This is a genomic window from Priestia sp. KCTC 13724 (genome assembly GCF_056820425.1).
In genome coordinates this window covers 15623-40634 of the sequence record NZ_JBXDLD010000075.1, presented here as the reverse complement: position 1 = coordinate 40634, position 25012 = coordinate 15623, and the positions used below count along the sequence as shown (strand labels likewise).

Here is a 25012-nt window from a genome sequence, read left to right as displayed (position 1 = left end):
TGCAAAGATAAAATTACTGAAAATTTAGATTTTTATAAAGCGCTGAATTGTTTTAATGCAACACTAGTGAATGCGAATATGTTTAAAAAATCCCTTTGCAAACATATTAATAAGTGCTATAATTCATTTGTTTTATTGAATACATAACGAAGAAACTGTATGAAATTACATTTCTTCTTATTGTTTTTATTTTTATAAAACAGTTTACATGTCATGCACATTTAATCAGTGGAGAATGAATCTTCACTGATTCTTAGTTATAGCAATATAGCGCACGGGAGACCTTCGTACAAAAGCTGGCTCCGCTCATTATTTTTATTAAAGAGGTGTTTAGCAAAGTTGACTTCTCAATTCTCAACTCCATTATTCACAGGGTTAGTGGAACATGCAAAAAAAAATCCCATTCAGTTTCATATTCCTGGTCATAAAAAAGGAAATGGCATGGACCCTGAATTTAAAGATTTTATTGGCGACAACGCACTTTCAATTGATTTGATTAACATTGGACCACTTGATGATTTACATCAGCCAAAAGGTATTATTAAAGAAGCTCAGGACTTAGCTGCTGAAGCGTTCGGAGCAGATCATACTTTCTTTTCTGTCCAAGGAACAAGCGGGGCTATTATGGCAATGGTCATGACAACTTGTGGGCCTGGAGATAAAATCATCGTTCCTAGAAACGTTCATAAATCCGTTATGAGCGCCGTTGTCTTTTCTGGAGCTACGCCTGTTTTCATTCATCCTGAAATCGATGAAAACCTCGGTATTTCTCATGGAATTACGACTGATGCAGTTGAAAAAGCGCTAGCTCAGCATCCTGATGCAAAAGCGGTACTCGTTATTAATCCTACCTACTTTGGAATTTCAGGTGACTTACGTAAAATTGTTGAAGTTGCTCACTCTTATAGGATACCTGTTTTGGTTGATGAGGCTCATGGTGTTCATATTCATTTTCACGATGAATTACCGCTATCAGCTATGCAAGCAGGCGCAGACATGGCCGCTACAAGTGTTCATAAGCTTGGGGGATCAATGACTCAAAGCTCTATTTTAAACGTTCGCGAAGGGCTTGTATCGCCACAGCGTGTTCAAGCAATCCTAAGTATGTTAACAACAACATCTACATCATATGTGCTACTAGCTTCTTTGGACGTAGCTCGTAAGCGATTAGCCACAGAAGGCGAAAAATTAGCTAATCAAGCTATTGCACTGGCTGAATATGCTCGTACAGAGCTTAACAAGATTGAGCATATTCACTGTATTGGTCGAGAGATTTTAGGGACAAAAGCAACGTACGACCTAGATCCTACAAAGCTTATTATTTCCGTATCAGACCTTGGTATTACAGGATATGACGTAGAGAAGTGGCTGCGCGAGACGTACAATATTGAAGTGGAAATGTCTGATTTATATAATGTTTTATGTATTGTAACACCAGGAGATAGTAAGGAAGACATCGATTGCTTACTTACCGCTTTACAGCAGCTGTCAAGAGAAGTTCATCACTTAGCTGAAAAAGCAACAAAACCAGCTATTTTACTACCTGATATTCCAGTCTTAGCAGTTACTCCTCGCGATGCTTTTTATGCTGAAACCGAAGTTGTGCCATTTCATGAATCAGCTGGCCGAATTATCGCTGAGTTTGTAATGGTATACCCACCGGGAATTCCAATCTTTATTCCTGGAGAAATTATTACGGAAGAGAATCTGAGTTATATTCAAACAAACCTAGAAGCTGGTCTACCCGTTCAAGGACCGGAAGATTTTGAGTTAAAAACATTACGTGTAATTAAAGAACATAAAGCAATTCAATAACAAAAAGCAATTCAATAACAAAAAGGTGCGCTATAATGCGCACCTTTTTCTATTTATTAGTCTAAATCTTCATGGACTGCTTGACATTCTCCCTCTTTACATTTTGAATATAGCCGCGTCACTTTCTCATCTTCAAAATGTTCAATTGTGCAGTTGCAAGTTTGACATACAATAGTTCCCATGTGTAACTCCCCTTTGGTTTCAAAGATTTTTGAAAGCGTTTTATTCTTCTTGATATTATAATAGTATGTAACATTTATTCTGTCAATACTAAATTAGTATGTCACATTTAATTTTTCGACCGCCTTTTTTCGACATTCAAACGTAAAAAAAGAGTTTGGGATATAACAAAATGATTGCTTCTAAAAGACGAACACTAGCTGTTCCCATCTCTTTAGTTTGTCTGAACACATTCGTTCCATTGCGCTACGCTCCATTCCACCCTGTTTCCAAACTGGTTTTTCCCAATCAAAAAAAGCCTGAACGATTAAAAGTTGTGAACTCTCAATTGTTCAGGTATAGTAGGGGCTGAACTACTTATGTCTCAATCTCTTATAGGATGAGCTATTCGTTATTATTCAGTTGGCTAATTAATACATCTTTAACGTCTTCTTGTGATAACCCTTTCCAAAACAGGGTACCGTTAATCAACAAGTCTACATGCAAATGTAATTCTGTATTATCTTTTTGCACCTCTCCGCTTGTACCAGAATTTCCAACGTAGCCGATTAGCGTATCTTTTGTAATAGTATCACCCACGTTTAACTCTTCATCGACTTGATCTAGATGAGCAAATCGTGCCTGCATGCCATTGTCATACTGAATCCATACTTGTCTACCACGTAGCTTATCCAGGATATAAGCAGGAGTCTTTTGAACCTCTTTACAATATGCTAAATCTTTGTTTCGTTGCTCCACGGATTCATACGGCTTATAATTATGATCCACTCGTACCACTTTGCCTTTTCCCATTCCATACACTTCAGTTTCTTTATTGACAACTACGCCCGCTGAGTATGTATACCAGTCTAACCCTTCATGGAAACCATGGCGATATGTACGATCAGCTCCTGGCAAATGAGATGGAAACGTATCAGCTTTAGCGTTTTCTAGTGGTGGTGTTAACCCACTCATATACTGCATCACTTCTTCTCTTGTAAACTGCTTAGTACTAACTGCTTGAGCTGCTTCTTCGCTTGATTGAGATGACTTTAAAATAGCATACGCTGCTTTAAGTTTAACGTAGCTAGGTTCTTGTTTTTCTAAGAACGATGCTGATATAAACGCTCGATTGTTTTGAATGAAAAAATCTTGTTCAGCGAGTGGAAAAAGTTCATTATTAATTTGGACGACGGGAACATTTTCAATAAACATATAAACGTTATCCGCGACAACAAGCTGAAGCTGACGGTCGACCGGGCTGTATGTAGAATCATAAGCCGCCGATTGAATCGTCATATCTAAATAGGCCTTTCCTTCCCTGTATACATATCCTGCTTTCTCTTCCGTGCTTAACTTCATAAATAAAAAAGCGGTACATGCCATTAAAACAACTACCGTAAGCCACACTCTTTTTTTCATACGGACTCCCCTTTCTATTATTACGTCATTTTGTCCTCTTTGACATTGTCTTAAACGAAAGATGAATCGTACTGCACGAGGAAAGTGTAAAAATGGTTTCATGTATAGTAAAAAAGGTTAAAAGAGAAACTGTACATAAGAGGTTTTTTCACGAAAGGAGTGCGAGCTAATTGAAAAAGCTGACGCCAGTGTTTCTGTTTTCTGTGATTATTGCGGCTTTGTTTATTATTTGGGGAGTCATTCCAGAAAGCACGCTAGGAAATGCCGCTTTAACGCCTGTTACCAGTGCTATTCATCAATTTATTATTGAAAAATTCGGTTGGTATTACCTATTAGCTGCTACCCTATTTTTAGGCTTTACACTATTTTTAATTTTTTCACGGTATGGAAATATCAAGTTAGGTAAGACAGAGGATGAACCTCAATATAGTTATATATCCTGGTTTACCATGCTGTTTAGTGCAGGGATGGGGATCGGTTTAGTATTCTGGGGCACTTCTGAACCTATTAACCATTTTCATACCCCACCTTCTGGAGATGGAAATACAGCAGAAGCCGCTCGAGCAGCAATGCGATATTCTTTTTTTCATTGGGGATTACATCCTTGGGCTATTTATTCAGTGCTTGCTTGGCACTTGCGTACTTTCAATTTCGTAAGGGATATCCTTTTGTAATTAGCAATATTTTACGTCCTCTTTTAGGTAAGCTGGTAGACGGAGGGTTAGGTACTCTTATTAACGTTATCTCCGTGTTTGCAACTGTGTTTGGCGTAGCCACATCACTTGGGTTAGGAGCCATTCAGATTACAGGTGGAATGGCTTATTTATCTCCAGCCATTGATAACAACTTTACTACACAGCTAATCGTCATTATTATTGTTACGGTACTATTTGTGTTATCCGCTCAAACGGGTCTTAATAAAGGAATTAAATATTTAAGTAACATTAATATCCTATTAGCTATTCTTTTAATGCTTTTCTTACTATTTGCGGGTCCTACAAACTTTATAATGGACTTATTCGTCACAACAATCGGGTCTTACATTCAGTATTTACCATCTATGAGCTTCCGATTAAGTCCGTTTGATAACAACACGTGGGTTCAGGACTGGACGATTTTCTACTGGGCTTGGTGGATTGCTTGGGCTCCATTTGTTGGAACTTTTATAGCTCGCATTTCTCGCGGACGTACGATTCGAGAGTTTTTAATTGGTGTGTTAGCCGTCCCAACAATATTTGGTGCCTTATGGTTTTCTGTATTCGGTGGATCAGCCATTCATTTAGACTTCTTTAAAAACATACCAGTTATGGATGTCATTAACGAGCGAGGCTCAGAAGTAGCTCTGTTTTATGTATTAGAACAATTTCCATTAGGAACGGTTATGTCAATTATCGCTATTTGCTTGATTGCTACCTTCTTTATTACATCAGCCGACTCTGCAACATTTGTTCTCGGCATGCAAACGACGAATGGTGACTTAAACCCGTCAAGTTCTGTGAAGTTTATTTGGGGTATGATTCAAACTTTAACTGCGGTTATCCTGCTTTGGACTGGTGGATTAGATGCGCTTCAGACAGCCGCCATTATTGCAGCATTGCCATTTTCAATCGTACTGGTACTCACGGTCTTCTCACTCATCAAATCGTTTAGAGAAGAATTAAAAAAAGCAGATGTACATCCTAAAAAAATTTAAGAAAAGAAGCATTCCCGTTTTCGGAATGCTTCTTTTACTATGTTATAATTTCACATTAAACGAAATAATCCTTTTATTATCATCTAATAAATAAAAAAATGACGGTGTAGCCTAGAAAAAAAACAAAGAGCGAGCTACACGTCACAAAGAACGCTTTTTTCTTCGAGTGTACATTCATTTTAGCAATTCCATATGCTAAATAGGCAAATACAAAGAAAAGAATAATTTTTGCTGTTAATTCATCACGTTTTGATAAAAGCTCAACTGTCGCATAGCCGCTCCAAATCATAAGCTGCAAGCTGTACAAAAAAGGTTTAACCATCGCTCATTCCTCACTTTTATAACGGCACTTACATCACTTATATGCAGCTTGACCACGTTTTACAACAAAAAAGCTCATGCCGGAGGCACGAGCTTTTTCATCTATTATTTTACAATGTGAATTGGGCTTCCGATTGCTACTTCAGCTGCTTCCATTGTAATCTCACCTAATGTTGGGTGAGCGTGAATTGTTAATGCAATATCTTCAGCAGTCATACCGCTCTCGATTGCAAGACCAAGTTCAGCGATCATGTCAGATGCACTTGGACCAGCAATTTGAGCACCGATTACAACGCCATCTTCTTTACGAGTGATTAGCTTTAAGAATCCTTCTGCAGCGTTAAGTGCAAGTGCACGTCCGTTAGCTGCGAATGGGAATTTAGAAGCTTGAATTGCTAAACCTTCTTCTTTCGCTTGTGCTTCTGTGTAACCCACGCTCGCAAGCTCAGGCTCAGAGAATACAACAGCTGGAATTCCTAAGTAATCAATTTCAGCTGGTTCACCAGCGATTGCTTCAGCAGCAATTTTACCTTCGTATGAAGCTTTGTGTGCAAGTGGTGGTCCAGAAACGATATCACCGATTGCATAGATGTTGCTTACAGATGTACGGCATTGTTTGTCAGTTTCGATTACACCGCGGTCAGTCATTTTTACGCCAACTTGCTCAAGACCAAGCTCGTCAGTGTTTGGACGACGACCAACTGTTACTAATACGTAATCAGCTTCAACTGTTTTTGCTTCTCCACCAACTTCAAACGTTACTTTAACGCCATCAGCAGTTTCTTCTACACCTTTAGCCATAGCTTTAGTGAAGATTTCAACGTTTCCTTTTTTCTTAAGGTTACGTTTTACAAGAGAGCTCATTTGTTTTTCGAAACCAGCTAAGATTTCATCAGCTGCTTCAACAAATGTTACTTCAGTTCCGAAGTTAGCATAAGCAGTACCAAGCTCAGTACCGATGTAACCTCCACCGATTACAACTAATTTTTTAGGAACTTCTTTAAGCGCTAATGCACCTGTAGAGTCGATTACGCGCTCAGAGAATTTGAATCCTGGAATCTCGATTGGACGAGAACCAGTTGCAAGAATTGCGTTTTTGAACTTGTACGTTTGTGCAGAATTTTCATCCATTACACGTACAGTTTCGCTATCCACGAAGTAAGCTTCACCTTTTACGATATCTACTTTGTTACCTTTAAGTAAACCTTCAACACCGCCAGTAAGTTTGTTTACTACGCCGTTTTTGAACTCTTGAACTTTTGTGAAGTCAACAGTTACATTTTCAGCAAAAATACCCATATCTTCTGAGTGTTTTGCTTCTTCAAAACGGTGACCTGCTGCGATTAATGCTTTTGAAGGAATACAACCAACGTTTAAGCACACACCACCAAGGTTACCTTTTTCAACGATTGTTACTTTTTGTCCTAGTTGAGCTGCACGAATTGCTGCAACGTAACCACCAGGGCCAGCACCAATGACAAGAGTATCAGTTTCGATTGGGAAATCTCCTACTACCATTTATTACGCCTCCATTAATAATAATTCTGGATCATTTAATAAACGCTTGATTTGGTTAAGAGCGTTTTGAGCTGTTGCACCATCAATGATACGGTGGTCAAAGCTTAGAGATAATGCTAATACTGGAGCAATTACAATTTCACCGTCACGTACAACTGGTTTTTCAGCAATGCGTCCGATACCTAGAATTGCAACTTCTGGGTGGTTAATTACTGGAGTGAACCATTGTCCACCAGCAGAACCGATGTTTGTGATTGTACAAGAAGCGCCTTTCATTTCAGCAGGAGCTAATTTACCTTCACGTGCTTTTCCAGCAAGGTCATTAATTTGGTCAGAAATCTCAAATACAGACTTGCGGTCAGCATTTTTCACTACAGGTACTAAAAGACCTTTTTCAGTATCAGCCGCGATACCGATGTTGTAGTAGTGTTTTTGGATTACTTCATCAGTAGAATCATCAATAGATGTGTTAAGAGCTGGGAACTTCTTAAGTGCAGAAGTTAATGCTTTAACAACATAAGGTAAGAATGTTAATTTAATACCTTGGTCAGCTGCTACTGATTTGAACTTCTTACGGTGTGCAACAAGTGCTGTAACATCAATTTCGTCCATTAATGTTACGTGAGGAGCCGTTTGCTTAGAGTTAACCATTGCTTTTGCAATTGCACGACGAATACCGCTCATTTTCTCACGAGTTTCTGGTAAGTCACCTTCTGGAATTGCTGTAGCTGTAGCTTTTGGTGCTGCCTCAGTTGCCGCTGGAGCCTCTTCAGTTGCTGTTGAAGCTGCTGCAGTTGAACTACCAGATAAGAAGCTATCGATGTCTTCTTTTACGATACGGCCGTTTTTAGCTGATCCTGGAACTGCTTTAATGTCTACGCCTTTTTCACGAGCATATTTACGAACTGAAGGCATAGCAATAACTTTGCGGTTTGGATCTACTTCAGCTTGTGGTTGCGCGCTAGCTGCTGCTTTTTCTACGTCTTGTCCAGCTTCAGCTGTTGCTTGAACTTGCTCTTCTTCTTTTGGAGCTTCTTGTTTTGGCGCGTCGTCATGATCGTCGCCTTTGAATTTTAGATCTTCGTAACCAGGAGCATCAAAAGTTACGATAACTTGACCTACAGTTGCTACTGTACCTTCGTCAACCTTAACTTCTAATACTTTACCTTTTACAGGAGATGGGATTTCAACAACAGCTTTGTCGTTTTGTACTTCGGCAAGTACATCATCCTCATCGATTTCATCTCCAGCTTTTACGAACCATTTTACGATTTCACCTTCGTGGATACCTTCACCGATATCCGGCAGTTTAAATTCAAATGCCACGTGTCTTCAACCTCCTAGTTAGTTGCAATATGTTTAGTTGGTTTTTATACCTTATTTACAATAGAAATCAGCAAAATGCTGATTTCTATAGAGTAACAATCAATTAAAATTCAAGAACTTTTTTAGCAGTTGCTACAATATCCTTGTGGTCTGGTAACCAAACGCCCTCTGCTTGAGAGAATGGGAATACTGTATCTGGAGCAGCTACGCGTAATACTGGAGCTTCTAAGCTTAAGATTGCGCGGTCGTTGATTTCAGCTACAACGTTTGAAGCGATACCAGCTTGCTTTTGAGCTTCTTGAACAACAATTGCACGACCAGTTTTTTCAACTGATGCGATGATTGTTTCGATATCTAAAGGCTGAACTGTACGTAAGTCAACAACTTCTACAGATACGCCTTCTTTTTCTAATTCTTCAGCTGCTTTTAATGATGAATGAACCATTGCACCATAAGCGAAGATTGAAACGTCAGTACCTTCACGTTTTACATCAGCTTTACCAATTTCAATTGTATAAGCTTCTTCAGGTACTTCTTGACGGAATGAGCGGTATAATTTCATGTGCTCTAAGTAAACAACAGGATCGTTGTCACGAATTGCTGAAATTAAAAGACCCTTTGCATCGTATGGAGTTGAAGGAATTACAACTTTCAAACCAGGTTGAGATGCTACTAAACCTTCTAAGCTATCAGCGTGAAGTTCTGGTGTGTGTACGCCGCCACCGAATGGTGAACGGAACGTGATTGGTGCGTTCCAACGACCGCCAGAACGATAACGCATACGAGCTGCTTGACCAGAAATTGAATCAAGAACTTCAAATACGAAACCGAAGAATTGAATTTCAGGTACTGGACGGAAACCTTGAGTCGATAGACCAACAGCAAGACCGCCGATACCAGATTCAGCAAGTGGTGTATCGAAAACGCGATCTTCACCGAATTCTTGTTGAAGACCTTCAGTTGCACGGAATACTCCACCGTTTACGCCAACGTCTTCACCAAAAACTAATACGTTTTCGTCGTTTTTCATTTCTGTGCGTAACGCATCAGTGATTGCTTGAATCAATGTCATTTGCGCCATGGCTTACTTCGACTCCTTCTCTTTGTAGATTTCATACTGCTCTTTCAAGTTGAAAGGCATTTCTTCATACATGATATCCATTAAGTCTGTAACTTTTTGTTTTGGATAGTCATCTGCTTTTTTGATTGCATTTTTAATATCTTCTTTAGCTTGCTCGATTACTTTGTTTTCTTCTTCTTCATTCCAGATGCCTTTAGCTTCTAAGAATTTACGGAAACGTACTAGTGGATCTTTCTTTTCCCACTCAGTATCAAGCTCTGCTGTACGATAACGTGTTGGGTCATCTCCAGCCATTGTATGTGGACCATAACGGTAAGTTAATGTTTCAACTAATGTTGGACCTTCGCCGTTTACTGCGCGCTCACGAGCTTCGCTTACAGCAACATAAACTGCTAATGGATCCATTCCATCCACTTGCACCCCTGGGATACCTACTGCAGCTGCTTTTTGAGCAATTGTTTTAGCAGCAGATTGCTTTTCAACTGGTGTTGAAATCGCAAAGCGGTTGTTTTGAACAACAAAAATTGCTGGAGCTTTGAACGCACCTGCAAAGTTCATACCTTCGTAGAAGTCACCTTGTGAAGCTCCACCGTCACCAGTGTAAGTGATTGCTACTGCTTTTTTACCACGTTTTTTAAGACCTAATGCAACACCCGCTGCTTGAACGATTTGTGCACCGATGATAATTTGTGGTGAAAGTGCGCCTAAATCCTCTGGCATTTGGTTACCGTGGAAGTGACCACGAGAGAATAAGAACGCTTGGTATAATGGAAGACCGTGCCAGATTAATTGTGGTACATCACGGTATCCAGGTAAAATGAAGTCTTCTTTCTCTAATGCAAAATGAGATGCAAGTTGAGAAGCTTCTTGACCAGCTGTTGGTGCATAGAAACCTAAACGACCTTGACGGTTCAATGAAATTGAACGTTGATCAAGAATACGTGTGTACACCATACGAGTCATTAGTTCTTTTAATTGTTCATCAGATAAATCTGGCATTGCTGATTTATTTACTACTTCGCCCTCTTCATTAAGAATTTGGAACGTTTGGTACTGCTCAGCAATTTTATCAAGTTGCTTTGATACATCAATAATAGCTTTTTTAGTTTTAGCAGCCATCTAAGTCACCTCTTCCTTTCATTTAAGCCTTACTTTTCAATGTGCTAATCCAACAAAAAAATACACATTGCTAGGATACCCAAAACAAGCACCTAAAAGTCATTTTTTGTCGACTAGAATTCCATTTGAGTCCGCTACGTATTTCAACATGTTTTATGTATTCCCGGGCGCACTCGATTCAAACATTTAAGTAAAAGGAAAGTTTAAGCGAAACTTTCATTCCGTTAAACTGTATTAATTATTTCAACAAAATGATTAATACAACACTTACTACGCTAAATAGTGTACACCACATTAAAACGGTTCGTCAATCTATTTACGCTTATAAATTTAAGCTTTTTGCCTTATTACACTTTTAAAAAATATTAAATCCATCTGTGCTATTACACAAACATATTCTGTACTACTTGTCTTATAATAACCGTTTAAAAACCTGCTTAATATCACCGTTTAATTTCTTACAAACCCTTTAAATGAAAGCGTTTTACAGACTATTTAATTCATGTCGAATACTGTTGTATATCAAATCAAAAAACAGCCAATCTTATTGCTTTGAGTGTTTCCCGCTTTTATTCTTGATCTGATTTCACCTTTTTGTAGAAGTTCTTTTTTTCTTCATTATAAGCATCCGTTGCTTGATTAAACTTTTCACTATTCTCCTGCACCTTTTGGTACATCTCATTAATAGAAGAAATTTGGTTTTCTAAATCATTTAGCTTCACGTTTGTTTTTTGAAACATTGTGTATAGCTCTCTGTCTAACTCCACCGATTCTTCATACGAAGCATACATCAAGTCGTATGCCTTATAGCGACTTTCCATTAAAGAAGCGAGTTTGTTGGCTTGCTTCTCTATGTCTTCATCTTTTACCAGTTCGATTTTCTCTTTGGCTTTTTCAAACTCTTCTTTTGAACGCTGCATACTTTCCTTTTCTTTTACTAAATGTTCTTCTCGTTCATCTAATAATTGGAGCGCTTCGCTTGCTTTTTCGTCAACTTTTTCTTTTTCTTTCATTCCAATTGATAAGATTTCTTCATATAGAACATTTTCTTTGTCTTCGAGTGCCGTCATCGGTTGCTGCTCTTTTATAAACTGCTTCTCTTGATCAGCGACTTTCTCAAGCGCTTTATAAACTTCTAGTTCGTCTCCGCTTTCTGCTGAACATCCTGCTAAAAGCATCATACTTATACCTATTGCACTTACTATTTTTTTAGTCTTCATACTTGGTAAATCCTCCCTTATACCAGCACTATTTTATCTTTATTGCCCGAATTAAGCAATTCATCTACACCATTTTATTATCTTTTAATATATTATACTAACCCATCAAGAAAAAACGGTTAAATCGTTTGTGTTTTTGGGGATTCTGTCTGTTCAGGAGTGTGTTAGTTATGTATTACGGAGGATATGGATATGGATACGGATGTGGCGGTTCAAATAAAGAATTCGTTCTTTTAATTGTGCTATTTATTTTACTTGTTATTATTGGCTGCAGTTGGGGTGGCTGTTAATTAGTTAACAAAGAGAAAGTCAAGTGGCTTTCTCTTCTACATATAGCAACTCGGATGACTTTTCATATGTCTTTTGATACACTTTATAGTATTAAACTGACAAGTATATGTCATAACTATTAGTACCATATATCGTTAGGGAGATGTGAACAGTGATTACAATGGATAAAATTATTAGGGATGGCCACCCTACTCTGCGCAAAGTAGCACAAGAAGTAAAGCTTCCAGCAACAGCTGAAGATAAAGAAACGCTTAGACAACTACTTGAGTATGTTCAAAACAGCCAAGACCCTGAAATTGCAGCCAAGTATAATTTACGTCCTGGAATTGGATTAGCTGCTCCTCAAATCAACGTACCAAAGCGAATGATTGCTATTCAAGCACCTGATGAGCGTGGAAACGTGCAAAGCTATGCCCTTTTCAACCCGAAAATTGTGAGCCACTCCGTTGAAAAAACGTATTTAACAAGCGGTGAGGGATGCTTATCCGTAGATGAAGAAATACCTGGATATGTCCCAAGGTATGCTCGTATTACTGTAAAAGGTACAACGCTAGAAGGAGAAGAGGTTAAAATCCGTTTGAAAGGCCTATTAGCTGTGGTCTTTCAGCATGAAATTGACCATCTTGATGGCGTTATGTTTTATGACCATATTAATAAAGCAGAGCCGTTTAAAGAACCTGAAAATGCAAGCCCTTATATGCGCTAAAAAAGTAGGAACCCGTGCAGGTTCCTACTTTTCTGTTAAGACAGTAATCCTACAAGTTGAAGACCGTGTGCAATTCCGTTATCAGCTACGTCTTTTGTAATATAATTTGCCACTTCTTTTACTTCATCATGGGCATTTCCCATTGCTACGCCATTTCCTACGTACGAGAGCATTTCAATATCATTTAAGCCATCGCCAAATGCATACACATTTTCTTTCTTATAGCCTAACTTATTGATCATAACCTCAATTCCCTTTGCTTTTGATCCACCAGCAGGAAGCACATCCGTTGAGAATTCATGCCAACGAATATAATCAAATTTTTTAAATTTTTCTTCGTAAGGCTTCTCTTCACCATCCGTACAGAAAAGAAGCGCTTGATAGATTTCGCGGTTTTCATAGTACAAAGGGTCATGAATTGGATGTGTGATGCCAAGCTTTAGCGTGCTAATGCTTGCTTCAATATGTTCATGAAATTCAATATTAGACCTCATATCATCATGATCTAAATAAACGACTGGATGATTTTTTTGAGCAGCAAACGCGGTGAGTGCTTGAAGCTCTTGTACGTCTAATGGATTTTGATACAGAACTTCACCATTTAATACGATGTACTGACCATTAAAGCTAATATATGTATCGATACCAAGCTCATCTCGAAGCTCTTTAAACATAAACGGTGCTCGGCCTGTAGCAATGGCTACTTCATAACCTTTTTCCTTGAGCTGATTTACCGCTTGCTTTGTTGACTCAGGTAATTTTTTATCATAATCTAACAATGTACCATCAATATCAAAGAACACTATTTTTTTGTCCATTGTTTCACCTAACTTTTCTATTTTTTTTCGTTTCTCACGCCATTATAACAAACCACTTCTACTTTCTCCATCTTTCCATATATAACCACGCAAGTCTATGCGCTTTTTTCATATACTACAACTATAAACATAGACAGGCATTCATCAGATATAAAGGAGATGAGATTCATGCTAAAAGATTTTCGAAAGCGCCTTTTAAGACGTTGGAATGAATTATTACGAAAAAAATCAATTGCTTAATTAACGATTTAAGGGCTTTCTATCAATACATTTGCAGAGCGTGTGTCTGCATCGTAAAATAGAATAGCCCTTATTTTCCATTTAAATAAGCAGTCCAGTCAGTCAATTTTTTCACATAGTCATAATTTCATATTAGCTATTCGTATAATTTTTCAATAAAATTTAAGTTTATCGATAGAAATCGTCCCTATTTTGCATTTAACGAATTGACTTGTGTTATTTTGATGTCTAAAATGTAGTGAAAGCAAGTTTCTTTAGAAAATACATGAAATACATACACATTTTATATTATAATAAAATAAGTTATTTGAATTTCGGATTTAAGGAGAGAATGAAGTTATGATTTTTAAAGTATATTTTCAAGAAAAATTAACAGAAGTACCAGTTCGTGAAAACACACAAACTGTTTATGTAGAAGGAGAGTCTGAACGCGACGTTCGTAAAAAGTTAAAAGCGCGTTCAATTAACATTGAATTTGTTCAACTAGTGGACGGAGACTACTTAGAATATGAGCAACACAGCGAAGATTTTAAAGTATTGGAGATATGATAAAAATGAAATTTGTAAAAAATAATCAGACGGCGGTATTCGCTCTAGGTGGACTAGGTGAAATCGGTAAGAATACCTATGCCGTACAGTTTCAAGATGAAATTATTCTTATCGATGCCGGAATTAAGTTTCCAGAAGATGAACTATTAGGTATTGATTATGTAATTCCTGATTACAGCTATTTAGTTAAAAACGCAGACAAAATCCGTGGACTTTTCGTAACACATGGTCATGAGGATCACATCGGTGGAATTCCGTATCTTTTACGCGAATTAAACATTCCAATTTATGCTGGAAAGCTAGCGTTAGGTTTACTACGCAATAAGCTGGATGAGCACGGATTACTTAGAACTGCACAGCTTCATGAAATTACAGAAGACGACGTTATTAAGTTTCGCAAGACGTCGGTAACGTTTTTCCGTACAACACACAGCATTCCTGACTCATACGGTATTGTTGTAAAAACACCAAATGGACAAATTGTACATACAGGTGACTTTAAGTTTGACTTTACACCAGTTGGAGAACCAGCGAACTTAACAAAGATGGCTGAAATCGGTAAAGACGGCGTACTATGCCTACTATCAGATAGTACAAACAGTGAAATCCCTAACTTTACAATGTCTGAGCGTCGCGTTGGTGACAGCATTCATGACATTTTCCGAAAAGTTGAAGGCCGTATTATTTTCGCAACGTTTGCATCTAACATTCATCGTTTACAGCAAGTTGTTGAAGCTGCTGTATTAAACAATCGTAAAATCGCTGTGTTTGGTCGCAGTATGGAAGCAGCAATTGATATTGGTCAGGAGCTTGGCTATATCTCTTGTCCAAAAGATACGTTTATTGAACCATCTCAAATCAATCGTATTCCTGCTAACCGCGTAACAATTTTATGTACAGGTAGTCAAGGTGAACCGATGGCTGCTTTATCACGTATTGCAAACGGTACACACCGTCAAATTCAGATTATCCCTGGGGATACAGTTGTTTTCTCTTCATCACCAATTCCAGGTAACACAGTAAGTGTAAGCAAAACGATCGATATGTTATTCCGTGCTGGTGCTGAAGTTATTCATGGTAAACTGAATGACATCCATACGTCAGGTCACGGTGGACAAGAAGAACAAAAATTAATGCTTCGCTTAATGAAACCAAAGTACTTTATGCCAATTCATGGTGAGTACCGCATGCAAAAGATGCATATCAAGCTAGCAACTGACTGCGGTGTTCAAGAAGAAAACTGCTTCATTATGGATAACGGTGAAGTATTAGCACTAAGCGAGAACGAAGCATCCGTAGCGGGTAAAATCCCATCTGGTTCTGTTTATATTGACGGAAGCGGCATTGGTGATATTGGTAATATCGTACTGCGAGATCGTCGTATTCTATCTGAAGAAGGTCTTGTAATCGTCGTTGTTAGTATTAACATGAAAGACTTTAAAATTGCAGCGGGTCCAGATATTATCTCACGTGGATTTGTTTACATGCGCGAATCTGGCGATTTAATTAACGATGCACAATCATTAATTACAAAGCACTTAAATAAAGTAATGGAGCGCCGTACATCTCAGTGGTCTGAAATTAAAAATGAAATTACAGACACACTAGCTCCATTCCTCTATGAAAAAACAAAACGTCGTCCAATGATTTTACCAATCATTATGGAAGTATAAGAAAAAGGATTCGCTTACGCGAATCCTTTTTACGTATGTTTCTTCTCTAAAATATTAATTCCAAGAGCCATTAATACCACTGTAATAATGCATAATAATAGGCTTGAGTACGCAATTTTTTGCCATGCATAATCATAGAGCACAACTTGCTTTAAAAGGTCCATTCCATATGTCAACGGTACGAACTTTGAAAGTGTCAGCATAACTGGAGATGTGACAATTTCAAGAGGCCAATATGCCCCTCCTATCATTGCCATACTCACTGCTAATAGAGGAATAAGCACTTGATACTGAGCAATACCGATGTTAAGTCGTCTTTTCATTCCTCCAGAAAAGATTTTCACGCGATCATGCTGGCGGTCGGTTAAGCTAATCATGTTTAAAATCTCATCCACTTTTTCAGCTAGCTGTTTTCCTTTCATTCTTTGGGTTCTTCCAAAAAAGTCGAGATTTTCTCTTGCCGTTAATTCATCATATAAAGCTAGCTCTTGAGGAACAACGCCCAGTATTTGTCTCATATGAATTGGATCTTCTACGCTGCTTTTCCCGTTGATACGTATGTCACCGCTTGACGGTTTAATAAGAGAAGAAATCAAAGAAATGGTCGTTGACTTTCCTGCACCGTTTGGCCCTAATAATCCAATTGTTTCGCCACGTTCTAAAAACAAGCTGATGTTATTTACTACTTTCGCTTTTTTGTATGCTTTACTTAGTTCGATGACTTCTAGCATAAGGCTTCACTCCTTTATTTTCTTTCTTACTTCATCTTATAAATTCAACACTTCCTTCACCACTTACTTCCGTCACTTCTTCTATTCCAAACTATGACCTCCGTCACATGACAAAAAATCTTCTGACCTCTTGTCAGAAGATTTCTTCACGCTAAGTGATTTTTCACAGCATAAATAGCCAGCTGCGTGCGGTCACGCAGCTCTAGCTTATGTAAAATTTGCGTAAGATGATTTTTAACTCTTGTTCAATCATCATTTTAATTCCTGAACGAACAATGCTTTGATCTTCCACAAGTAAAATATGAATCAAGTAAACTCACCTTCTTTGTATCCCTTAATTTAGTTTAATGATGCCTTCTATAGAAAAATGTTCAGGTGTTTGCAAGTAGCTTACTTGTCCTCGGATACTTTCAATCCGCTGCTTTAATGCCTTTAACCCAAACCCTTCTTGAAAAGGAGGTGCATCAGGTGCAATGCTGTTTTTTATTTGGAAAGATAAATCTCCTACTGGTGATAGCATTAGAGTAATTGCTAATTCTCTTGAACTACCGTGACGCATTGCGTTTGTAAATCCCTCTTGAATAGCGCGATATAACGCGACGCTTTGAGTATTGGACAGCGTCAGTGATAATACTCGCTGCTTCACTGTAAACGAAACATTCATATGACTCTCTGATTCTAACTTTTTAATTAAATGAACAATGGATGCTACTCCCTGTAAGGTTGATTTATCCAACTCCTTTACAGCATGACGTGTTTCGGCTAAGCTTTCTTCTGCTAACCGTTTTAATTGGTCTAGCTGTACATTTTCTAACTCTTGACTCATCTTTAACACTTGAATATTTAGTAATAACGCCGTTAATTTATGGCCAACAGAATCGTGAATATCTCGAGCAATTCTTGTTCTTTCTTCATTTCGAGCCGCTTTATCTGCCTCCAAACTCATTCGTTTAAGAGAGCGATATTCACCTCTAAGCTCATCATATAAAAGCTGTTTTTGTTGCTTTTCTTCCCTGCTTACACCTAATTGATACAAAACAACTCCAATTAGCACAGTTATGATAATGGTTGGTAGTAATAAGGCCTCTAACTTAATCCAGGTTAAAAGTAAAAAAGCAATCAGTGTACATCCAGCATAAATTCGAAAAGAAAGTCCCTTCACTTCACTGGTTGCTTCAACACTAACATACAGAAAAAGAGCCATTAAAAGTGGGGAGAACGATAAGAAGAACCCTAAGCTTGTCAGCACCAACACTTGACACATTTGATTTCCTAGCTTCTGCCTCCACAGTGGTTTTGTAAAATAAATAAGCATGGACAGAAAACTTAAAAAAAGTAATCCAAGAGTATTTACGCTTTGATACATTGAAAAAAAAGGGCAATCCATATCGCTAAAAACATAGTAGTTTGCACTAAAAAAGTTTTCATCTTGCATTCCTCCGCTTACTATTGTACTAGCAAACCACCAATAAAATCCATATTTTCTATAAATACATAGCAAAAACCTGCTTCCAATGCTGAAAGCAGGTTTTCATTACATATCTGCGAATTTATTCTCAAATCGATTAATATTTACATCTGCACCAATAACAATTAAAATGTCACCCTGTTTGATTGACTCTGATGCTTGTGGAGAGACAATAATATCTTGGCTTCTCTTAATTGCAACAATATTAATACCATATTTAGCACGAATATCTAAGTCGATAAGCGTATTTCCCGCCATTTTTTTACTCGCAACTAGCTCAACAATACTGTGCTCATCAGATAGCTCTAGATAGTCAAGTACGCTATTGGAAATCATACTATTGGCAATTCTTCTTCCCATATCACGTTCTGGATGCACAATAAAGTTAGCTCCAATTTTCGATAATACCTTAGCATGATAATCATTTTGCGCTTTTACCGTAATTTTCTTTACGCCTAGCTCCTTTAAAATCAGCGTGGTTAAAATGCTTGCTTGAATATTATCACCAATAGCTACTATGACATGATCAAAGTTACGAATGCCTAAACTTTTTAGTACACCTTCATCCGTAGAGTCTCCCACTACGGCATGTGAGGCAACGCTCGCATACTCATTTACTTTCTCTTCATCCGTATCAATAGCCAGTACTTCCATACCTTGATCACTTAATGTTTTACAAATGCTACCGCCAAATCTCCCTAATCCAACTACTGCAAATTCCTTTTTCATGAAAAATCCTCCATATAGTAACAAGTGAAGTCCATATACTACTTTATTTTACCATAATGTAAGACTTCTTTTCTCTATACATGTCAGCTTGCAGAAAAAAAGCTGCGGATTTCCACAGCTTTTAGATTTCCCTTTACTTTTTCTCTACAGCATGACCACCGAATTCATTTCGAAGAGCAGCTACAACTTTCCCGGTAAAGGTATCATCTTCTAATGAACGATAGCGCATCATTAGTGAAAGCGCAATAACCGGTGTTGGAACTTGTAAGTCTAAAGCTGATTCAACCGTCCATTTTCCCTCTCCAGAAGAATGCATCACGCCACGGATATCATCCAAACGAGGATCTTTTGAAAAGGCACGTTCCATCAGCTCAATTAACCACGATCGGATAACAGAACCATTGTTCCATACTCTCGCAACGGCTTCATAGTCATAATCAAACTGACTTTTTTCCAACACATCAAACCCTTCTGCAATTGCTTGCATCATACCATATTCAATTCCATTATGTACCATTTTCAAGAAGTGGCCGCTTCCTGCATCTCCTGCATACAGATAGCCTTTTTCCACATTTATATCTTTAAAAATAGGTTCAATGTGAGCGAAAGCTTCCTTATCTCCACCAATCATCATGCAGGCTCCATTTCGTGCTCCTTCCATTCCACCGCTGGTTCCGACATCAAAAAAGTGAATCCCCTTTTGATGAGCTTTTTCAGCACGACGAACAGAATCTTGGTACTTTGAGTTTCCACCATCTATAATAATATCTCCTTCATCAAGCAGGCCTTGAAGCTCATTTATTACCTTTTCTGTAAGATCTCCCGCCGGTACCATCACCCAAGCTACTTTTGGCTTTTCTAATTTTTTAACTAATTCTTCTATTGAGTGAGCCCCCACAGCTCCTTGTTCTTCCAACGTTTTAACCGCTTCTTTATTCACGTCAAATGCTACAACTGCATGGTTGTGTTCCATCAAGTTTAGCGAAAGGTTCGCTCCCATTTTTCCCAGACCAATCATTCCAATTTGCATATAAATTCCTCCTTCAATACTAAATTATCGTTAGTATGATATAAATTCGTCATCTTCAAACGTATTTTCTACTTTCTAAACAAAACATAAAAAACACTGATGTCTACTTCTTAGAAACACCAGCATTTATATATTTTCACTTGGCTTTAACTAATTCTTCAGCCGAACTTTAGCTGTAAGAAAGTTTTTATCTTTGCCCTAAGCTTTTTTATAACGTAGCTTGTCCTGGTTTCCAGTTTGCAGGACAAAGCTCCCCAGTTTGTAAAGCGTGTAATACGCGCAGCGTTTCATCTACATCTCGGCCAATGTTATTATGGTTGACAACGGCGTACATCAGTTCTCCTTGAGGATTAATAATAAATAAGCCACGTAAAGCTACGCCTTTTTCTTCAATTAAAACGCCATATTCACGTGAAACAATATGATTTGTATCTGCAGCTAAAGGATAGTTAACTGGTCCTAATCCGTTGTCTCGTCGATCTGATTTAATCCAAGCTAAATGCGTATGAATAGTATCTGTTGAGACGCCAATTACTTCTGCCTCTAACTTTTTAAACTCATCGTATCGATCTGATAAAGCCGTAATCTCAGTTGGACACACTTTTGTAAAATCCATAGGATAAAAGAACAGAACTGTCCATTTATCTTGTTTCATATTTTCTTCTAAACTTACTTTTCCAAACTCTTTATTCGGCAATACTGCTTCCATTTCAAAGCGTGGGGCCTGCTTGGCTACCATGCGTTCTGGCATGAATCATCCCTCCAACATAATAATAAACTCAGGTTTATTCTGCTCTTCATTTAAATATAGTAAATTATGCCTATTAATTCGTTACAAACTACATGAAATAGGACGATATACATGTTATGCCCTATTTTTATCTAAGATAAACGAACTTTTTTTGCTCATTTCTAGAAAAAATAACGTTAATGACTTGCAAAAAGGGACAAATTAAGTTTAGCATGTCTAATAGCGGGAATAAATTAATGTACTGAAAGAGCCAGAAACTAAGCAAGTTTTTACATTACATATGGTTATCTTCTTCATTTATTTCCAATTAAGGCTTTATGTTTAGAAAGGATGAATTTTTCATGTTGAATTTTTCAGAAGTCAATTGGGAACAACTTCTGACAGTTGCAGGGGTAGTTGCGTTAAAACTTATCCTCATCTTAATTGGTTTCTTAATCGTACGTTCCATTGGAACTCGTATTATTGATCGTTCTTTCAACCGTATGATGGAACGTGATAGCGTGTCAAAAGGTAGAGCACTTACGCTTAAAAGCTTAATGGTAAATGTATTTTCATACGTTCTTATCTTTATTGTTATTGTAATGTTACTTGAAACTATTGGCGTGCAGGCAACAGCGCTTCTTGCCGGTGCTGGAGTCGTGGGATTAGCAATTGGTTTTGGCGCGCAAGGACTTGTGAGCGATATTGTTACAGGATTTTTCTTACTACTTGAGAAACAAATTGATGTGGACGATTATGTAACAACAGGGAGCTTTTCAGGTATTGTTGAATCTGTAGGACTTCGTACAACTCAAATTCGCGGATTTGACGGAACATTGCACTATGTGCCAAATCGTGAGATTACAAGCCTAAGCAACCACTCTCGTGGAAATATGCGTGCGCTTGTAGACATTGGCATCTCATATGATGACGATATTGATCGCGCAGTTTCTATTTTACAAGAAGTATGTGATCGTATTGCACAAGAAGATGAAAACATTGTAGATGGACCAAACGTTCTTGGTGTTCAGGGGCTAGGTGCATCAGACATTGTACTACGAGTAGTTGGAAAAACGAAAAATGGCGAGCAATGGGGAGTAGAACGTAAGCTTCGTAAAGCGTTTAAAGAAGCATTTGACGCGCATGGAATTGAAATTCCTTTCCCACACCAAGTATACGTTGAAAAGCCGACTGGTGAATCACCACAGCCCGCTAAAGATAACGGATAACGAAAAAACCCTGGAAGTTTAGCTTCCGGGGTTTTCTTATGCAATGCCTTTCATTTCGAAATAGCGAGTAATAAGAGAAATGGCTACCTCAATTGCCTTCTCATCAGGCTGAAGCTTTGAATGATGAAGACCATAAGGAGAATTTACTCCAAGCCAAAACATAAAGCCAGGAATCTCTTTTAACATGTAACCAAAATCCTCTCCCGTCATCGCTTTTTGACACTCAATAACCTCAACTTCTTCTTGAGCTCTAGCAAATGTCATAAATTCCTTTGTCATATCATGATTGTTGTAAACTTGATGATACATACAACCATAATCAATGACTGTCTCACACTGATAACCTACTTCCACACCTTTTACAATAGCCTCAATCCGCTCTTTAACACGTGCCATTGACTCAGGAGATAGCGTACGAATGGTTCCTTCAATGCGAGCGCGCTCAGCAATAATATTTTGAACCGTTCCAGCAGTAATTTTGCCAACGGTAATAACAGCACTATCTAATGGATCAACGTTTCTAGCAACGATTGTTTGTAGCTGTGAAACCAATTGACAAGCGGCTACCACCATATCATTTGTGTTATGTGGGTATGCTGCATGTCCTCCTTTTCCTTTTAAATCAATAAACAGTTCAGATGTGTTCGCAAATAAAATGCCTTCTTTCACCGCAATTGATCCTACTGGATATTCAGGAGCAATGTGTAGCGCAACAATTTGATCAGGCTTCCACTCTTTCATAATCTCGCTTTCAAGCATTGGCTGAGCTCCCCCCGGCCCCTCTTCAGCGGGTTGAAAGATAAACAGCAAGTTATCATCAATTGGATGGTTTGCAAAGTGTGTTAGAATGCCTAAACCAATACTCATGTGAAAATCATGACCACAAGCATGCATTAAACCTTCATGAGTGGACGAAAACTCATACTCAGTTTCTTCCGTAATTGGGAGACCATCAATGTCAGCTCGATAGCCGATTGTTTTCGTTGGTTTTTTCCCTTTCACTTTCACAAAGATGCCGGTTTTCCACGTTTTAATTTCAAGGTGTTCTTGAGGAAGACTTTCAATATAGCGTAGTAAAAACGCTTGCGTTTTTACTTCTTGAAAGCCTAGCTCAGGTATTTTATGTAATTCTCTGCGCAAAGCAGCAAATTGAGAAATGTCCACGTACCAAAAATCCTCCTTATAGTTAAGAAAGCGTGGTTGCCCACGCTTTCTGTGTCTTTCGCTTATTAGTCGTTTAGTTGACGAAGCTCTTGTTTGATTTCAGTTTTTGATTTTGTTTTTTCGTCAATTTCTTTAATAACACGAGCTGGTGTACCTGCTACTACCGTATATGGTGGTACATCTTCAACTACGATTGCACCAGCGGCAACAACTGCACCTTTACCTACTGTTACACCTTCTAGAACAACTGCGTTTGCACCAATTACAACATCGTCTTCAACAACAACTGGTTTTGCAGAAGGTGGCTCAATTACGCCAGCTAATACTGAACCTGCACCGATGTGACAGTTTTTACCTACTGTTGCACGTCCACCCATTACAACGTTCATATCGATCATTGTACCTTCACCGATTACAGAACCGATGTTGATTGAAGCACCCATCATAATAACAGCATTGTCTCCAATTTCAACTTGATCACGAATGATTGCACCTGGCTCAATGCGCGCTTTGATATTTTTCATATCTAAAAGCGGAATTGCAGAGTTACGACGATCGTTTTCGATAACGTAATCTTCTACTTTTCCTTCGTTTGCTTCAATTACAGCTTGAATTTCTTTCCATTCACCGAATACAACACCTGTGTTGCCAGTTACGAATGTTTTAGAAGAAGCGCCGAAGTCGATTCCTTCTAAATCACCTTTTACATATACTTTTACAGGTGTTGATTTTGTGCTGTTTTGAATAAATGAAATAATTTCGTTTGCATCCATCATTTTCATATTATGTATTCCTCCTAAGTTAGCATTTGCTTCATTTTACTAATGTAACAAAATGAGTTCCACATGACAAGTTAGAAGTCACGTAATTTTCTCATTTTTTCACATAATGCGTAGATGTATTATGATAGCTCTTTTTCTTGCTGTTCTTTGATATACTCTTTGACAATTTCCATAAATGCACGCACTTGTTTCAGCTTAAACGCTGACTCATATCCTACTAACCAAGTATCTCTAGTAATCGGCTCTTTATTTTCTTTTAATAGTGGAATGCGATGTAAGTGCTGCGCATCTTTCACAGCAATTGACGGTAAAATGGCAAAACCCAGACCGTTTAAAGCCATTTGTTTACACGTCTCAATTTGGTCTACAACAATCGTTCGCTTTGGAGTTGTATGAAACTCCCTGTGCCACCAATCGAGTATTTCTTGATAATAGGTGGAATCACTTTTAAATTGAATAAACGGTCGATCATTATTTGGTACCTCAGAGGCATCTTCAATTTCAGTATCTACTAAATATAAAGGGTCGGTAAAGAGATGTTCCTTTACACCTTTCCATTCGGGATTTCCTCGAATAATTCCGATATGAACTTCATCTTCGTAAATATAGCGAAGCATTTCGCTGCTCCATCCCGTTACAAGGGAAATCTTTGCATGGGGGTATTTATCCATATACTTTTTTAAAACCGCTGGCAGCCAATGCTGGCCGATAATGGAGGCTACAGCGAGCTTTAACGTACCGTATACTTCGGTGTCTAAATGATGAAGATCTTCTTTTACTTGATCTTCTTTTTCAACAACTTCCTTTGCAAACTGCACAATTTTTTCACCAGCTGCTGTTAAAGAAAGACCTTTTTGGGAACGGATAAAGATTTGAGTATCCCATGCCCGCTCAATTGTTTGCAGGCGCTGTGATAAAGCTGGCTGCGATACAAATAAGCGCTCAGCTGCTTTTCTCATATTTAATTCTTGGGCCAATACGACAAGCATGCGACATTCTACTAATTGCATTTTGCTATTCCTCTCAACACATTGTTTTACTTTTTCACCTTCTAATCATATAAAAAAATGCTTCAGAAAGATAGACAAAAGTTATTTATTGTCAAGATTCTTTTTAACTTTTTATATAAAATGAAGGACGTTTAGTATATCAGTTATTTTTGACATATAAAAAGCCTTGGATACACGTAAATGTGCAC

General features: G+C 38.1%; 23 protein-coding genes and 2 pseudogenes. 7 read left to right on the top strand and 18 right to left on the bottom strand.

Annotated elements, in window-relative coordinates; translation table 11 throughout:
* The first annotated feature begins 339 nt into the window (after window positions 1–339).
* Window positions 340–1815, top strand: coding sequence for an aminotransferase class I/II-fold pyridoxal phosphate-dependent enzyme (locus AC1UFB_RS11315; RefSeq protein WP_100347447.1), 1476 nt, complete (start codon window positions 340–342; stop codon window positions 1813–1815).
* Window positions 1816–1871: 56 nt separating this feature from the next.
* Here AC1UFB_RS11315 and AC1UFB_RS11310 read toward each other — a convergent pair whose 3' ends face one another.
* A complete protein-coding gene (locus AC1UFB_RS11310; RefSeq protein WP_076513032.1) occupies window positions 1872–1997 on the bottom strand; it encodes a GapA-binding peptide SR1P in 126 nt (41 codons plus the stop codon).
* A 382-nt stretch (window positions 1998–2379) separates the two neighbouring features.
* Entirely contained in the window at window positions 2380–3396 is a 1017-nt protein-coding gene (locus tag AC1UFB_RS11305; protein WP_061784970.1) for a M23 family metallopeptidase, read from the bottom strand.
* 239 nt (window positions 3397–3635) lie between these two features.
* On the opposite strand from AC1UFB_RS11305, the pseudogene AC1UFB_RS11300 reads away from it, so the two are divergent.
* A pseudogene (locus tag AC1UFB_RS11300) lies at window positions 3636–5089 on the top strand (BCCT family transporter).
* A gap of 79 nt (window positions 5090–5168) precedes the next feature.
* Here AC1UFB_RS11300 and AC1UFB_RS11295 read toward each other — a convergent pair.
* The 6 genes from AC1UFB_RS11295 to AC1UFB_RS11270 form a co-directional block, all read right to left on the bottom strand.
* The gene (locus AC1UFB_RS11295) at window positions 5169–5411 is read right to left on the bottom strand and encodes a hypothetical protein (protein ID WP_025909124.1); all 243 of its coding nucleotides are present in this window, start codon (window positions 5409–5411) and stop codon (window positions 5169–5171) included.
* 104 nt (window positions 5412–5515) lie between these two features.
* Window positions 5516–6928, bottom strand: coding sequence for a dihydrolipoyl dehydrogenase (lpdA, locus tag AC1UFB_RS11290; RefSeq protein ID WP_482589236.1), 1413 nt, complete (start codon window positions 6926–6928; stop codon window positions 5516–5518).
* A gap of 3 nt (window positions 6929–6931) precedes the next feature.
* Complete coding sequence (locus AC1UFB_RS11285; protein ID WP_025909126.1) at window positions 6932–8254, bottom strand: dihydrolipoamide acetyltransferase family protein; 1323 nt, start codon at window positions 8252–8254, stop codon at window positions 6932–6934.
* A gap of 103 nt (window positions 8255–8357) precedes the next feature.
* Window positions 8358–9335: an alpha-ketoacid dehydrogenase subunit beta gene (locus AC1UFB_RS11280; protein WP_025909127.1), complete on the bottom strand. Its 978-nt coding sequence runs from the start codon at window positions 9333–9335 to the stop codon at window positions 8358–8360.
* A 3-nt stretch (window positions 9336–9338) separates the two neighbouring features.
* Window positions 9339–10454: a pyruvate dehydrogenase (acetyl-transferring) E1 component subunit alpha gene (gene pdhA / locus AC1UFB_RS11275; protein WP_100347445.1), complete on the bottom strand. Its 1116-nt coding sequence runs from the start codon at window positions 10452–10454 to the stop codon at window positions 9339–9341.
* A gap of 569 nt (window positions 10455–11023) precedes the next feature.
* Window positions 11024–11674 carry a YkyA family protein gene (locus tag AC1UFB_RS11270; protein WP_100347444.1) on the bottom strand — a complete coding sequence of 217 codons (651 nt, stop codon included), beginning with the start codon at window positions 11672–11674 and terminating at the stop codon, window positions 11024–11026.
* A 170-nt stretch (window positions 11675–11844) separates the two neighbouring features.
* Between AC1UFB_RS11270 and AC1UFB_RS11265 the strand changes: the two genes are divergently transcribed.
* Window positions 11845–11964: a YjcZ family sporulation protein gene (locus AC1UFB_RS11265; protein ID WP_482589233.1), complete on the top strand. Its 120-nt coding sequence runs from the start codon at window positions 11845–11847 to the stop codon at window positions 11962–11964.
* A 152-nt stretch (window positions 11965–12116) separates the two neighbouring features.
* Entirely contained in the window at window positions 12117–12671 is a 555-nt protein-coding gene (def, locus tag AC1UFB_RS11260; protein ID WP_328101229.1) for a peptide deformylase, read from the top strand.
* 35 nt (window positions 12672–12706) lie between these two features.
* Here the strand turns inward: def and AC1UFB_RS11255 are convergent, their stop codons facing one another.
* Window positions 12707–13489, bottom strand: coding sequence for a Cof-type HAD-IIB family hydrolase (locus AC1UFB_RS11255; RefSeq protein ID WP_100347443.1), 783 nt, complete (start codon window positions 13487–13489; stop codon window positions 12707–12709).
* A gap of 579 nt (window positions 13490–14068) precedes the next feature.
* Here AC1UFB_RS11255 and AC1UFB_RS11250 point away from each other — a divergent pair.
* Window positions 14069–14278, top strand: a complete 210-nt coding sequence (locus AC1UFB_RS11250) for a DNA-dependent RNA polymerase subunit epsilon (RefSeq protein WP_025909132.1) — start codon at window positions 14069–14071, stop codon at window positions 14276–14278.
* A gap of 5 nt (window positions 14279–14283) precedes the next feature.
* Window positions 14284–15951 carry a ribonuclease J1 gene (gene rnjA, locus AC1UFB_RS11245; RefSeq protein WP_025909133.1) on the top strand — a complete coding sequence of 556 codons (1668 nt, stop codon included), beginning with the start codon at window positions 14284–14286 and terminating at the stop codon, window positions 15949–15951.
* A gap of 29 nt (window positions 15952–15980) precedes the next feature.
* On the opposite strand, the gene AC1UFB_RS11240 is transcribed toward rnjA, so the two are convergent.
* The 6 genes and pseudogenes from AC1UFB_RS11240 to AC1UFB_RS11215 all read right to left on the bottom strand — a co-directional run bounded on the left by AC1UFB_RS11240 (window position 15981) and on the right by AC1UFB_RS11215 (window position 20660).
* Window positions 15981–16682 carry an ATP-binding cassette domain-containing protein gene (locus AC1UFB_RS11240; protein WP_100347442.1) on the bottom strand — a complete coding sequence of 234 codons (702 nt, stop codon included), beginning with the start codon at window positions 16680–16682 and terminating at the stop codon, window positions 15981–15983.
* Between the two features lie 146 nt (window positions 16683–16828).
* Window positions 16829–16921, bottom strand: a pseudogene (locus tag AC1UFB_RS11235) (DNA-binding response regulator); the annotation flags it as partial.
* A gap of 95 nt (window positions 16922–17016) precedes the next feature.
* Complete coding sequence (locus tag AC1UFB_RS11230) at window positions 17017–18183, bottom strand: sensor histidine kinase (protein WP_482589230.1); 1167 nt, start codon at window positions 18181–18183, stop codon at window positions 17017–17019.
* Window positions 18184–18216: 33 nt separating this feature from the next.
* On the bottom strand, window positions 18217–18879 hold the full coding sequence (locus AC1UFB_RS11225; RefSeq protein WP_025909139.1) for a potassium channel family protein: 663 nt from the start codon (window positions 18877–18879) through the stop codon (window positions 18217–18219).
* A gap of 133 nt (window positions 18880–19012) precedes the next feature.
* Complete coding sequence (gene gnd / locus AC1UFB_RS11220) at window positions 19013–19909, bottom strand: phosphogluconate dehydrogenase (NAD(+)-dependent, decarboxylating) (protein WP_025909140.1); 897 nt, start codon at window positions 19907–19909, stop codon at window positions 19013–19015.
* Window positions 19910–20117: 208 nt separating this feature from the next.
* Window positions 20118–20660, bottom strand: a complete 543-nt coding sequence (locus AC1UFB_RS11215) for a peroxiredoxin (RefSeq protein ID WP_078989991.1) — start codon at window positions 20658–20660, stop codon at window positions 20118–20120.
* Window positions 20661–21001: 341 nt separating this feature from the next.
* Between AC1UFB_RS11215 and AC1UFB_RS11210 the strand changes: the two genes are divergently transcribed.
* Window positions 21002–21868 carry a mechanosensitive ion channel family protein gene (locus AC1UFB_RS11210; protein WP_100347440.1) on the top strand — a complete coding sequence of 289 codons (867 nt, stop codon included), beginning with the start codon at window positions 21002–21004 and terminating at the stop codon, window positions 21866–21868.
* 36 nt (window positions 21869–21904) lie between these two features.
* Here AC1UFB_RS11210 and AC1UFB_RS11205 read toward each other — a convergent pair whose 3' ends face one another.
* The 3 genes from AC1UFB_RS11205 to AC1UFB_RS11195 form a co-directional block, all read right to left on the bottom strand.
* Window positions 21905–23032 carry an N-acetyldiaminopimelate deacetylase gene (locus AC1UFB_RS11205; RefSeq protein WP_061784976.1) on the bottom strand — a complete coding sequence of 376 codons (1128 nt, stop codon included), beginning with the start codon at window positions 23030–23032 and terminating at the stop codon, window positions 21905–21907.
* Window positions 23033–23097: 65 nt separating this feature from the next.
* On the bottom strand, window positions 23098–23814 hold the full coding sequence (gene dapD / locus AC1UFB_RS11200) for a 2,3,4,5-tetrahydropyridine-2,6-dicarboxylate N-acetyltransferase (protein WP_025909144.1): 717 nt from the start codon (window positions 23812–23814) through the stop codon (window positions 23098–23100).
* Window positions 23815–23933: 119 nt separating this feature from the next.
* Window positions 23934–24824 (bottom strand): LysR family transcriptional regulator, encoded by an 891-nt coding sequence (locus tag AC1UFB_RS11195; protein WP_482589227.1) that lies wholly within the window; start codon window positions 24822–24824, stop codon window positions 23934–23936.
* Window positions 24825–25012: the final 188 nt, after the last annotated feature.